This window comes from Streptomyces beijiangensis (assembly GCF_017315755.1).
Taxonomy (GTDB): Bacteria; Actinomycetota; Actinomycetes; order Streptomycetales; family Streptomycetaceae; genus Streptomyces; species Streptomyces beijiangensis.
In genome coordinates, this window is the sequence record NZ_JAFLRJ010000229.1 from 1 (window position 1) to 13072 (window position 13072).

11 protein-coding genes are annotated in these 13072 nt (G+C 69.1%); 4 read left to right on the forward strand and 7 right to left on the reverse strand.

The genetic code is table 11. The features are described 5' to 3' along the window. The 4 genes from J0695_RS23635 to J0695_RS23650 all read right to left on the reverse strand — a co-directional run. The coding region (locus J0695_RS23635) for a class I SAM-dependent methyltransferase (protein ID WP_206964562.1) at nt 1–695 on the reverse strand (695 nt) is incomplete at its 3' end. Between the two features lie 26 nt (nt 696–721). Further along, nucleotides 722–1975, reverse strand: a complete 1254-nt coding sequence (locus J0695_RS23640) for a class I SAM-dependent methyltransferase (RefSeq protein WP_206964534.1) — start codon at nt 1973–1975, stop codon at nt 722–724. Next, nucleotides 1972–2694, reverse strand: a complete 723-nt coding sequence (locus J0695_RS23645; protein WP_206964564.1) for a DUF1365 domain-containing protein — start codon at nt 2692–2694, stop codon at nt 1972–1974. Before J0695_RS23645 ends, J0695_RS23640 begins: the two co-directional genes overlap by 4 nt. Beyond that, nucleotides 2694–3965, reverse strand: coding sequence for an NAD(P)/FAD-dependent oxidoreductase (locus J0695_RS23650; protein WP_206964543.1), 1272 nt, complete (start codon nt 3963–3965; stop codon nt 2694–2696). Before J0695_RS23650 ends, J0695_RS23645 begins: the two co-directional genes overlap by 1 nt. Nucleotides 3966–4292: 327 nt before the next feature. On the opposite strand from J0695_RS23650, the gene J0695_RS23655 reads away from it, so the two are divergent. From J0695_RS23655 to J0695_RS23670, 4 genes are all read left to right on the forward strand, one after another. Continuing rightward, complete coding sequence (locus J0695_RS23655) at nt 4293–4475, forward strand: hypothetical protein (protein ID WP_206964545.1); 183 nt, start codon at nt 4293–4295, stop codon at nt 4473–4475. Nucleotides 4476–5046: 571 nt separating this feature from the next. After that, on the forward strand, nt 5047–6513 hold the full coding sequence (locus tag J0695_RS23660) for a basic amino acid/polyamine antiporter (protein ID WP_206964547.1): 1467 nt from the start codon (nt 5047–5049) through the stop codon (nt 6511–6513). Between the two features lie 45 nt (nt 6514–6558). Further along, on the forward strand, nt 6559–7821 hold the full coding sequence (locus J0695_RS23665) for an arginine deiminase (RefSeq protein ID WP_206964548.1): 1263 nt from the start codon (nt 6559–6561) through the stop codon (nt 7819–7821). 100 nt (nt 7822–7921) lie between these two features. Further along, nucleotides 7922–8341, forward strand: a complete 420-nt coding sequence (locus J0695_RS23670; protein ID WP_206964550.1) for a hypothetical protein — start codon at nt 7922–7924, stop codon at nt 8339–8341. Nucleotides 8342–8374: 33 nt separating this feature from the next. Here J0695_RS23670 and J0695_RS23675 read toward each other — a convergent pair whose 3' ends face one another. From J0695_RS23675 to J0695_RS23685, 3 genes are all read right to left on the reverse strand, one after another. Then, entirely contained in the window at nt 8375–8566 is a 192-nt protein-coding gene (locus tag J0695_RS23675) for a hypothetical protein (protein ID WP_206964552.1), read from the reverse strand. Nucleotides 8567–8772: 206 nt separating this feature from the next. Continuing rightward, nucleotides 8773–10869, reverse strand: a complete 2097-nt coding sequence (locus J0695_RS23680; RefSeq protein ID WP_206964566.1) for a galactose-binding domain-containing protein — start codon at nt 10867–10869, stop codon at nt 8773–8775. Between the two features lie 203 nt (nt 10870–11072). Beyond that, nucleotides 11073–13072 (reverse strand): discoidin domain-containing protein (locus J0695_RS23685; RefSeq protein ID WP_206964554.1); only part of this gene is annotated, 2000 nt, incomplete at its 5' end.

Genomic DNA, 13072 nt, shown 5'->3' on the forward strand with positions numbered 1-13072 from the left:
TGTTCCCGCACGTACGCGGCCTGTTCGGCGGCGAGCGTGACGGCGGTGACCCGCACCTTGTGCTGCTCGGCCGCGTACAGCGTCAGCGAACCCCAGCCGCAGCCGATGTCCAGGAGCCGCGCGCCGGGACCGAGTCCGAGCTTGCGGCAGATCAGTTCGAGCTTGTCGCGCTGCGCGTCGGCGGGACCGTAGCCGGGGCCCTCGCCGGTCCAGTAGCCGCAGGAGTACGCCATGGTCTCGTCGAGCAGCAGCGCGTAGAAGGCGTTGGACAGGTCGTAGTGGTGGCTGATCGCCGCCCGGTCCCGGGTCCGGCTGTGCAACTGCCCCCGCAGCCGCGCCTGCGAGGCGGGCGGGGTTGGGCGCGGGCCGACGACACCGAGCCGCAGTGCGGTGGCCGCGGCGCGTCCCCAGCCGCGCGCACCGAGCCGAGGCGGGTGCAGCCCGCCCTCACGGACCGTGCGCCACAGGATGCGCAGCCCCTCCGCCAGATCCCCTTCGAAATCGAGTTCGCCGGTGATGTACGCCTGGGCCAGGCCGAGTTCGCCCGGCTGCCACAGCAGTCGGCGCAGGGCACGCCGGGACCGTACGACCACGGTCGGTGCGTCCTTCGGGCCGGTCTCGCTGCCGTCCCAGGCGCGCACCCGAAGGGGCAGTGGTCCGCCGATGGCCGCCTCGATGTGCGAGCCGAGCCGCATGGCCGCGCCGTTCTCCGTTCGCGCCGTCACAGTGCACCTTCCCGGGTGAGTACGAACTGCTGGACATCGAGATAGCCGGACCGGAAGCCGGCCTCGGAGTAGGCGAGATAGAAGGTCCACATCCGGCGGAAGACCTCGTCGAAGCCGAGGGCCGCCACCGCGTCGGCCCGCTCGCTGAACCGCTCACGCCACAGGCGCAGGGTTTCGGCGTAGTGCGCCCCGTAGCCGTCCCTGCGCGCGATGCGCAGCGACGTGCAGTCGGCGGTGACCTGCTCGATCGCCTCCGTCGACGGCAGCAGACCGCCGGGGAAGATGTACTTCTGGATCCAGGTGTACGTGTCCCGGCTGGCCACCATCCGCTCGTGCGGCATGGTGATGGCCTGCACCACCGCGCGGCCGCCCGGGGCGAGCCGGTCGTCCAGTGCCTTGAAGTACACCGGCCAGAACTCCTCACCGACCGCTTCGACCATCTCCACGCTGACCACGGCGTCGTAGCGGCCGGTCGCCTCGCGGTAGTCGCACAACTCGACGTTGATCAGGTTGCCGAGGCCCGCGGCCCTGATGCGCTCGTTCGCCAGATCGCGCTGTTCCGCGGAGAGGGTGAGCGAGGTGACGCGGGCGCCGCGCCGCGCGGCCCCGATGGCCAGCTCGCCCCAGCCGGTGCCGATTTCGAGGAGCCTGGTGCCCTCGCCGACCGCGGCGAGATCGAGCAGCCGGTCGATCTTGCGCTGCTGCGCTGCCGCCAGCAGCGGCCACTCGGCGGGGAAGCCGCGGAACACGGCCGAGGAGTACGTCATCGTCTCGTCGAGGAACAGGGCGAAGAGGTCGTTCGACAAGTCGTAGTGGCGCTGGATATTGGCCCTGGCCCCTTCGGGCGTATTACGCAGGGCCGTGGGCTGCCGTGCCGCCCACAGGCCGCGCAGCCGCTGGAGCGATGCGGGCACCAGGTCGGCGGCGTTCTGCGCCAGGACCGTCAGCACGCCCACGAGGTCGGGGGCGTCCCACTCGCCGGCCTGGTGCGACTCGCCGAATCCGATCAGGCCGCCTGCGGCGATCCGGCGGAAGAACGCGTCCGGGTCATGGACCTCAAGCAACGGACCGCCGAGCCCGACCGTCTCGCCGGCACCGAAACGTACGTAGAGGGGAAGCCGGACGAGGGCTCGCCGCACGAGGCGCTCGGCGACGGCCGTACGGAGCCGGGAAACCTCGGGCCGGCGGACCACATCGGGCCACAGCCCGGTGTCGTCCGCGACGTTGGGGCGGCTCAGGGACGTACTCACTCCACACCTTCCTGGGGGCGGTGAAAGGGACGGGGCCGGACAGGCAGCCCGCGCAGATACAGACGGATGCCGTGCAGTCGGATGGCGAGAGAGGCCACCGCGGTCGACCAGGGATGACGGAGCGCGAGGGGCAGCAGCACGGAGGGGGTCGCGGCCCGCCGTTCACCGCGCACCGTCGCCGTGAACACCGGCTTCCCCGAACGCATGAGACGGACCGTCAGATTCAGTGACTGGCCGGGCTCGGGCAGTCGCATGAGGTAGTCGCCGTCGACGGGGAAGAAAGGGGAGACGTAGAACTCCTTCTCCACGGAGGCGAGTTGCGATCCCTCGGGGCGCAGCAGATAGCAGTGCCGCTCGCCGTAGGTGTTGTGTACCTCGGCGACCACACAGACCAGAGCTCCGGACGGGTCGTGGCACCAGTAGAGGGTCAGCGGATTGAAGACGTACCCGAACACCCGGGCCTGCGTCAGCATCGTGACCGGTCCGCCCGCCAGGTCGACGCCCTGCGCGGCGAGATAGCGCTCCAGGCCGGCCCGCAGGGTGGGGGAGCGGCCGCCGAAATGGTCCCGGGCGTCGAACCGGGCAAGCGGGCGCAGCAGGAGGGGAAGGCGCGGCGGCCGGTCCGGGTCGACGTACCAGAGGTAGGTGCGGTGCCGCAGGGCGTAGCGCCGCGGCGATGTGCGCAGATGCGCGATCGTGCAGGGGTACAGGGCGGGAATCACCACGTCACCCCCAGCGCGGCCGCCGCCCGGACGCCCGAGGCGCAGCCGTCCTCATGGAATCCCCAGCCGTGGTAGGCGCCGGCGAAAGCGGTGACCGGACCGCTGAGGGCGGGCAGTTCGCGCTGGGCGGCCACCGACTCCGGGGTGAACACCGGGTGTTCGTACGTCATGCGGGCCACCACCTTGTCCTCGGCCACCCGCTGCTCGGCGTTGAGAGTGACGAGATAGGTCTCGGGCGCGGTGAGCCGCTGCAGCCGGTTCATGTCGTAGCTCACCCGCACCCGGTCGGGCGCCGCGTCGCAGGACGGCAGCAGGTAGTTCCAGGAGGCGCGCGCCCGGCTGCTGCGCGGCAGCACGCTGGTGTCGGTGTGCAGGAGGGTCGGGTTGCGGGAGTAGCGGAACGCGCCGAGCACCCGGCTCTCGGCCCCGGTCGGATCGGCCAGCAGCCGCAGCGCCTGGTCGGGATGGACGGCGATGACGACCGCGTCGTACGGAGCTGCCGTGCCGTCCTGCGTACCGACCTCCACCCCGCCGCCGGGAAGCCTCCGCACGGACCGGACCGCGGTGTCCGTGCGCACCCGGGGCAGTTGCTTGCCGATGCGCTCCACGTACGCGCGCGAGCCTCCGGTCACCGTCCGCCACACCGGGGAGCCGGTGACGGCGAGCATCCCGTGATGCTCCATGAACCGGAAGAGGTACCGGGCCGGATAGCGCAGGGCGTCGGTGGCGTCGCAGGACCAGACGGCGGAGACGAGGGGCGTCATGAAGTGCGTGATGAAGTACGGGGAGTAGCGGCCGGCGGCGAGGAACTCGCCCAGCGTCGGATCGCCCGAGGACTCGTCCGCGACGACCCGGCGCGCGGCCCGGTGGAAGACCGGCACCTCCGCGAGCATCCGCAGGTACGAAGGGCGCAGCGCGTGGCGCGGCCGGGCGAAGAGCCCCGCCGCGCCACGGGCCCCCGCGTACTCCAGGCCACAGCCGTCGCACCGTACCGACATGCTCATCTCGGAGTCCTGGGTGGAGACGCCGAGCTCGCGGAAGAGGCGCAGCAGATTCGGGTACGTGCGGCGGTTGTGCACGATGAACCCGGAGTCCACCCGGTGGAGACGGCCGTCGCTGGACAGCACGTCATGGGTGTGCGCATGACCTCCGAGCCGGTCGTCCCCTTCGTAGAGCGTGACGTCGTGCACGCCGTTGAGGATGTACGCGGCCGTCAGCCCGGCCACCCCGGCGCCCACGACAGCTATGCGCCGCCGGTCCTCTGTCATGCCGCTCCCTCGCTTGTCCCCTTCAATGAGCACGTGTGATTCGGAGCGGGAGAGGCCGCGGATTGGTGGCACGGCAGAGGTATCCGGAATCCAGGACCGGCCCCGTGATGCGGCGTCTGAGATCCAGAAATCGTTCGTCGCCGAGGAGCCTCACGATGCCCTCGCCCCAGCCCGTCCCGACGCTCCGGCGGGCGGACGCTCGCAGGCTCGCCCTCTCGCGGCAGCATCTGGCAGGGCCCCGCCTGGCGGCGACCCCGGAACGCCATGTGCTGGACCGGCTGGGAGAGGGCATCCCGCTGCCCACCAAGGCCTTCGCCACCGCAGGCGGTGGTCGGTCTCGCCACCGAGCACACCGTGCGCGCGCTCGGCGTGGTCCGCCCGCTCGACATCGAGCAGTACTTCCTGCGCGGGAAGTACGACGGCCTGCCGCAGGTGCTCCGCACCCTGACGGACCAGAGCCGGGCGAGTGGCAGGGGCGCACCGCCCTGCTGTCGCCGTTCGGCGACCTGATCAGCGACCGGCTCCTCACCGAGGGCCTCTGGGGCTTCGCCTTCCGCAACGAGATGTACGTACCGAAGGCCAAACGGGAGTACGGCTACTACCTGCTGCCCGTCCTGCACGGCGAACGGCGAACGGCTGGTCGGCAGGATCTCCCCGTGGTTCGAACGCAAGCGCGGAACCCTGGTGATCGAGGGCATCCATCAGTCCGACGTCAAGCCCACGGCGGTACTGCACCGGTCCTGACCCCCACCGGCGGGCGGCCGCTCAACACCAGCATGCACCGCGACGGTCAAAGCGGGGCACTCCTGTCAATTGGTTGATAGCGTCCGCCTGATCGCGTGTGCCGGATCCAGCCGGCCGGGGCTTGTGTGGTGGACATCGTGAGAGACAGAGCAACTGGCGGACGGCGCCGTACACCAGCGCCAGTCGGCTGCCGCGCACAGCGCGCGAGCCCGCGACCTCCCGCTGCCGGCCCAAGGTGCACCCACCCCACCTCCACGCAGGGCCTCCTGACACGTCATCACCGACCTCACCCACCACAGGATCGCGCGACCGGTCCAGGCACAGAGGGAGTCAGAGGATGACGCAGGACAACACCGCGCAGGCCGGAGCGGATTCCGCGCCGCGGGCGGCGAAACTGACCTTGCCGACGCTGACCATGATGGTCGTCGGCTCGATGGTCGGTGCCGGGGTGTTCTCGCTGCCCCGCCGCTTCGCGCAGGAGACGGGAGTCGCCGGAGCGCTGATCTCCTGGACCATCGCGGGCGCCGGCATGCTGATGCTCGCGTTCGTCTTCCAGAGGCTGGCGGTCCGCAAGCCCGATCTGGACGCGGGGGTCTACGCCTACGCGAAGGCCGGATTCGGCGAGTACCTCGGCTTCTTCGCCGCCTTCGGCTACTGGGCCAGCGCCTGCGTCGGCAATGTGACGTACTGGGTCCTGATCATGTCGACCATCGGGGCGATCGCACCGGCGCTCGGCGACGGCGACACGCTTCTCGCCGTGATCCTGTCCTCGTTCGGCCTGTGGGGTTTCTTCCTGCTGATCAAACGGGGTGTCAAGGAGGCGGCGGCGATCAACCGGATCGTCACCATCGCCAAGATCGTGCCGATCCTGGTTTTCATCATCCTCGCGCTCTTCTGCTTGAAGCCGCACGTCTTCGCCGAGAACTTCGGCGGGGCCGACTACGCGGGTTCGCTGTTCTCCCAGATCCGCGGGACCATGCTGGCCACCGTCTTCGTCTTCCTCGGAGTCGAGGGCGCAAGCGTCTACTCCCGTCACGCCGAGCGGCGCGAGGACGTCGGGCGGGCCACCGTACTGGGCTTTCTCAGCGTCTTCGCCATCTTCGCCTCGGTCACCATCGTCTCGTACGGCCTGCTGCCGATGAGCGAGATCGCCGAGCTGCGCCAGCCGTCCATGGCCGGTGTGCTGGAGGCCGCGGTCGGCACCTGGGGCAAGGTGTTCGTCAGCGTCGGGTTGATCGTCTCGGTGCTGGGCGCCTATCTCGCATGGACGCTGATGGCCGCGGAGGTGCTGTTCGTCGCCGCGAAGGACGACGACATGCCGCGCTTCCTGCGCAAGGCCACCAAGGCGGACGTCCCCGTTCCCGCACTGGCGATGACCACGATGCTCTCGCAGGTCGTCCTGGTCGTCACGATGTTCTCCGACGACGCGTTCAACTTCGCCCTGGACCTGACCAGCGCACTGAGCCTGATCCCCTTCCTGCTGGCGGCCGGCTACGCGGTGAAGCTGTCGTACGGACGCGGCGGTGCGTCAACGTCCCCCGGCGGCACGCCCCGCCGGAGCAGCGACCTCACCGTCGCCGCACTGGCCACGCTCTACACGGCTTTCCTGCTGTACGCGGCGGGACTGAAGTTCGTCCTGGTCTCCTTCATCGTCTACGCCCCGGCCAGCGTCCTGTTCGTGATGGCCCGCCGCGAACAGAACCGCAAGCTCTTCAGCCCCGGCGAACTGGTCATCCTCGCCGTCTCGATCGTCGGTGCCGTGATGGGCGTGATCGCCCTGGCCGTCGGCTGGATCAGCCTCTGACCTCCATCCCCCCACTCATCCCGCCGACCTACGGAAGGCACCACCATGACAAGTCAGCACACCACCACGCAGCCGTCCCACGGTGTTCACTCCGAGGTCGGCCGGCTGCGCAAGGTCCTCGTCTGCCGGCCCGGCCTGGCACACCGCAGGCTCACCCCGACCAACTCCGACGACCTCCTCTTCGACGACGTCATGTGGGTGGAGAACGCCCAGCGCGACCACGCCGACTTCGTCAACAAGCTCACCCAGCGCGGTGTCGAGGTCGTCGAACTGCATGAACTGCTCGCGGAGACGATGGCCATCCCGCAGGCGAGGACCTGGCTCCTGGAGCGCAAGATCGTCGCCAACGAGGTCGGACTCGGCCTGGTGGACGGCACCCTCGCCTACCTGGAGTCCCTGGCGCCGCGCGAGCTCGCCGAGTTCCTGATCGGCGGCCTCGCCACCACCGACCTGCCCGACGACTACCGTTCCGGCTATCTGGCCCTGGCCCGCGATTCCACCGGCGTACGCGAATACCTGATGCCGCCGCTCCCCAACACCCTCTACACCCGCGACACCACGTGCTGGCTGTACGGGGGCCTGACCCTCAACCCGCTGTACTGGCCGGCCCGCCACGACGAGACGCTGCTCATGAAGGCGATCTACACCTTCCACCCCGACTACGCGAGCTCCACCGTCTGGTGGGGGGACCCGGAGCAGAGCTGGGGCCAGGCCACCTTCGAGGGCGGCGACATCATGCCGGTCGGCAACGGCGTCGTCCTGATGGGCATGAGCGAACGTACCTCGCGGCAGGCCATCACCCAGGTCGCCGCCGCACTGTTCCGCCAGGGGGCCGCCGAGCACGTCGTCGTCGCCGGGATGCCCAAGCTCCGTGCCGCGATGCACCTGGACACGGTGTTCACGTTCGCCGACCGCGACATCGTCACGCTCTACCCGGCCATCATGGACTCCGTCCACACCTTCTCGCTGCGCCCCAGCGACAAGGCCCCCGGCGTCGAGATCATCGACGAGGCGCCCAAGGCGTTCACCGACGTCGTGGCCAAGGCCCTCGGCCTGCCCGCCCTGCGCGTCATCGAGACCGGCGGCGATGTGTACGCCTCGGAGCGCCAGCAGTGGGACAGCGGCAACAACGCGGTCGCACTCGAGCCCGGCGTGGTCTTCACCTACGACCGCAATACGCAGACCAACACGCTGCTTCGCAAGGCCGGAGTCGAGGTCATCACCATCGTCGGAGCGGAACTCGGCCGCGGCCGGGGCGGCGGGCACTGCATGACCTGCCCCATCGTGCGGGAACCGATCGACTTCTGATGGTGAGTGATCAGAACAAGCGTGGCGTTCATCACCTTTGCCGCATTTGTTAATAAAATCTGACGCACTGTCCGTACTTGTCTATGAGGAGCTCTGTCTCATGACCAACCGCCTGACCCGCACCGCCGTGCTGTCCGCCACCGCCTTCCTGCTGGCAGCGGTCCCCGCCGCGCAGGTGTCCGCCGCTCCGGCGACGAACGCTGTACGGACCGTCTCGGCATCGCCGACCGCGGCGACGGTCGCGCCGCGGCCCGCCCTGTCGGCCAGGGCGACGGTGAAGAGCATCAGGGCATGGCAGCAGTTCCGCGTCCTCGGCACCGGCAGCCACATGCGAGCCGGTACGCGCGTCACGCTGCAGCAGCTGCAGAGGCGGGGCTGGGTTTCGCTCCCGATCCACATGAACACCAACCGGAACGGCAGCTACGACCTGCGCGTCAAGCTCGGGATCAAGGGCGCCAACAAGATCCGCATCGTGGGCGGCGGCGCCGTGTCCCCCACGGTCACGGTCACCATCCGCTGACCAGCCGTACAGTCGGCGCACGGCAACCGCGGGTCAGCCCGCGATATGGAGTGCGCTCATGGCGCTGCTGACCACGGTGTGGACCGACGCGGAGGCGGAAGTGTCGGCGAAGAAGAAGCCGAAGGCCGCGCATACCAGCACATGGGAGATCTTCACGCCTCCCTTGCGGCCCAGAAACCAGATGCCGAAGCCAAGGATCAGCAGCAGCGGAAGGTGCAGGGGCATGGTCGCCTCGATCCCCTTGAAGGGTTTGCGGTGGCGGTGGTGCCGTCCCGCGGCCCCTGAGGGACGAAGTGGGGCACCGCCGACAACAGTAGAGGCGGCCGTCACTTTGTGCGCGATGGAAAGATACGCTCAGTCACACAGGTGACCTGGTTACGGAGCCGCTGCCGCCGGGCAGCGGCTCCGCCTGCGCACCGGGAGCCGGTGCGTCAGCTGTAGACACCGAACTGGTAGAGCGAGTAGCCCCATGCGGTGCCGCGCGCGGTCAGGTTCAGCCGCACGTACCGTCCGGTCGCGTTCACGGCGATCGAGTCGACGTCACCGTTGCCGGCCGTCGTGGAGTACGCGGAGCGCCAGTTGGTGCCGTCGTCGGAGACCTGCACCTCGTAGGACTTGGCGTAGGCGGGGTCCCAGACCAGCTGGATCTGCCTGATCGACTTCGAGGACCCGAGGTCGACCTGGAGCCACTGCGGGTCGCTCCAGTCGCTGGCCCAGCGGGTGGAACCGCTGTTGTCCGTGGCCATCGCCGGGGTGCACGGGCAGCCGCCCGTCGGGTCCGTCTGGTACGAGGACGCGGTGGTCGGCCTGTCCAGGGCCAGGTTGGTGCCCGGCACGGGAGGCGCGACGACCCGTACGGACTTGGTCTCGATGCCGGCGTTGCCGTGTCCGTCCTCCGACTGGATGTAGACCTTCCAGACGCCCAGTTTCTCCGGCGCGGTGACGGCGAAGGTGCCGTTGCCGGTGGAGCGCCAGGTGGCGGGTACGAGTGCCTTGTCGCCGCTGGCGTAGTTGCCGCTGAGGAAGATCTTGTTGGTGACGGTGTCGCCGTTGGGGTCACTGATGTTCGCCTGGACGGTGAACTCCTTGCCCGCCGGTGCCGAAGTGGCGGGTGAGACCGTCATGTTGGAGATCACCGGCGGTGTGTTGTCCCCGGCGTTCGAACCGGTGTAGGCCTTCTTCACGGCGTAGTACGAGAGACGCCGCAGGTCGCCGGAGATCAGGTTGAACCACACCCCGCCGAAGTCGTGCTCCGTGCCGTAGTGGAAGAGCGTTCCGCCCAGGGCGACACCCGCGTGCCCGGTGATGCAGTTCCACGCCTTGGTGTAACCGGCGGCTTTCTGGACGTCGGTCGGCTCGTCGGGGACGCCGTTCACGTCGTTCGGGACCTCCCATTCACCGGCGGGTCCCGTCTCGGTGATGATGTACGGCTTGGTGTAGCCGCCCGCCTCCCAGTCGGTGCGCACGGCGCAGAGGTTGTTGTACGAGTTCATCGAGTACAGGTCGAGGTCGGGCGCGTTGCGCTTGTAGTACGGCCAGGCGCCGGTCCAGGCGTCGGTCGAGGTGACCGGGTGGTCGGGGTCGATCGAGTGGATCTTCTTGGCGACGTCGTTCACGAACGAGGTGTAGGCGTTGCGCTGGTTCTCCAGCTCGGTGCCGCTGTAACAGTTCTGCAGTCCGAGAACCGACTCGTTGCCCACGTTCCACATCAGCGTCGCCGGGTGGCTCTTGTACGCGTCGACCCACTTCGCGAACTCGGTCAGCGAGTTGTTCTTGTACGTGGTGTCGGTGACGTAGTTGACGCAGCCTCCGCTGCCGGGCCCCCCGCCGGGCTGGAGCCAGAAGCCGTTGATGACCTTGATGCCATTGGCGGCGGCCGTGTCGAGCAGCGGCTTGGTGCTGCCGTCGGTACCCCAGGTGCGGATGGTGTTCGCGCCCATGGACTTCACATCAGGCATGTACTTCGGCGCATCGGCGACCGAAGGACCCCAGGTCAGGCCCTTGACGGTGTACGGCTGCCCGCCCACCTTGAGCTGCCAGGCGCCCTGTGTGCCGGTCACCGCGACCGCGCCCGTGGGCGGCGGGGGAGTGGTGCCGCCTGAGGACCCGTACACCTGGAACTCCCAGAGCGAGTACCCGTATCCGCCGGGGCGCGCGGTGCCGTACATCCGTACGTACCGCCCCGAGCCGGAGAGTGCGAGCTCGTCGGTGCCGCCGTCGCCGTTCGTCACGGTGGTCAGCGTGCGCCAGTCGGTGCCGTTGTCGGACGCCTGGATCTGGTAGCCCTTGCCGAAGGCGCCTTCCCAAGTGAGTACGGCGCGGCTGAGGTTGTAGCTCTGGCCGAGGTCGACCTGGATCCACTGGGGGTCGGACCAGGCGCTGGCCCAGCGGGTGCCGGTGAGGTTGCCGTCGACGGCGGCGGAGGCGGCGTAGCCGGCGCCCTCCGACGAGGAGGCGGTGGCCGGCTTGCCCTGCGAGATCACGGAATCGGCGGCCGCCGCGCGGGGAGCGGCCATGAAGGTGAGCATCGACGCCAGCAGGGCGCAGAGGGTGAGAATCAGCGGGGCGGTCCTGGGACGCCCGGACAGCAGTGCGGGTGGTCTGAACACGGGGGCTCCTGGCGGAGAAGTGAGAGGAGGGGGCAGGCGCTCTCCCGCCCTGCGGCAGCGACGGGAGAGCGCTCTCTGAGCGACCGGCGCGGTAAGGAACAGCCGGTCCGCCGGTTAGTCGGTCAGGGGAACGAGACCACGTTCGAGGGGGTCGTCCCGGTGCCCGAGGTGGGCGACCCGGTGTTGTTGATGACGTGCGCGTACTGCCCGTTGCCGCCGAGTGAGACGACCAGCAGATCGTGGAACTTGACGCCCGCCTTGACCGGCGCCTCGAACCCGTGGTCCTGGATGATGCCCGGGGCCACGTTGTAATAGCAGTAGCTGCCCAGTCCCCAGCCCTCGTGGGTGTTCACCGAGTCGGCGACCTTGTAGGCGGCGAAGCCCCGGGTGCTGCCGTTCTGCACGGCGGCCTGGTTGGGGGCGTCGTACGACTTCTCATTCTGGAAGAAGATCGTCTTGCCGCGCTCGCCGTTCCACTGGACGTCGTACTTGTTGAAGTGCTCGACGAACAGGCCGGTGGCCAGGACGTCGTTGCCGTTCACGGTGAGTCCGTAGTCGGCCCGGTTGGTCTCCCAGCCGACGCCGGTCCCGTGGTCGGCCCGCCACAGCCAGGTGTGGTCGATGATCGTGTTGTTGCTGTTGATCTCCATGCTGGTGGTGGCCTTGCCGGCGCCCGCGCCGCCGATGCGGACGAAGACGTCCTGCACGGTGGTCGGGTTGTCGGCGTGGCTCGCGGTGGACCCGGCCGGGCCGACCTGGAGCAGTGTGGTGGAGTTGACAGGACCGGCGTCGATGAGGAACCCGGCCAGCTTCACGCCGTCGACATCGGCGACCTTCATGGCCGTGACCCCGTTGTCGGGAACGATCGTCGCGAGGCCGAGGCCCAGGACGACGGTGTTGGCGCGGTTCACGTTGATGGTCTGGTCGACGTGGTAGACGCCGGGCGTGAAGAGCAGGTTGAGGCCCTGGGCGAGCGCGGCGTTGATGGTGGCCGCGGTGGCGCCCGCCTTCACGACGTAGAACTGGCTCAGCGGGATCGACGCGCCCTGCGGTGTGCCGCCCCACGAGACGCCGCGCGCGTTGGTGCGCTTGGCGGGGACGAACACCTTGTAGTCGTTGCCGTCCAGGTACAGGAACGGCTTCTCACGGGAGACCGGGGTGGAGTCGAGCGTGGTGTACGGCGGGTTCGGGAAGCCCTGCGCGGGCGCGCCCTGGACGCCGGAGAACACCTGGTTCCAGACGCCGTTGGAGAATCCGCCGATGGAGCTGTCGCGGGTGTACCACTGCTGCTGCGAGTAGTTGCCGACGGAACCGTCGATCTTACTGTCGGCGATGTAGCCGCCGCTCGCCCAGCCGTATCCGTCCGGCGCCAGGTTCAGTCCGCCCTTGACGTGCATACGGCGGAACGGGGCGGCCTGCGAGACCGCCCAGCGGTCGGTGCCGCTGACCGGGTTGAGCGCGAGGTTCTCGGCGGAGCGCCAGAAGTTCTGGGTGGCGTTGCCGTTGAACCAGCCCGCGTCGACGGTCACATCACCGTTGAAGGTGGTGTCGTCCGGGTTGAGGCCGAGGCCGGCGATGGAGGTGTAGAAGCCGATCTGCGCGTTGATGTTGTTGTACGTGCCCGGCTTGAACAGCAGCGCCTTGCGCTCGCTGCCGAACTGATTCGACTCCTGCTGGTGGAAGACGTTGTCGACGGTGGCCTGGATGTTGGGCGTCGAGGGGTCGAAGACCAGGACGTTCGGGCCTAGGTCGCCGCCGCCGGGGATGGTGGGGCCGCCGCCGTCGCCGGGGGTGCCGTACACCTGGAACTCCCAGAGCGAGTAGCCGTAGCCGGTCGCGCGGGTCGTGCCGTACATGCGTACGTAGCGTGCGGAGCCCGAGACATTCAGGGTCTCGGTGCCGCCGGCGCCCGTGGTCGTCGAGTAAGCCGTGGTCCAGGAGGTGCCGTTGGCGGAGAACTCGATGCGGTACGCCTTGGCGTAGGCGGCCTCCCAGCGGAGCACGACCTGGCTCACGTCGGCGGCGGCGCCGAGGTCGATCTGGATCCACTGCGGGTCGGAGAACGCGCTGGCCCAACGGGTGCCGGTGAGGTTGCCGTCGACGGCAACCTCACCGGCACCCG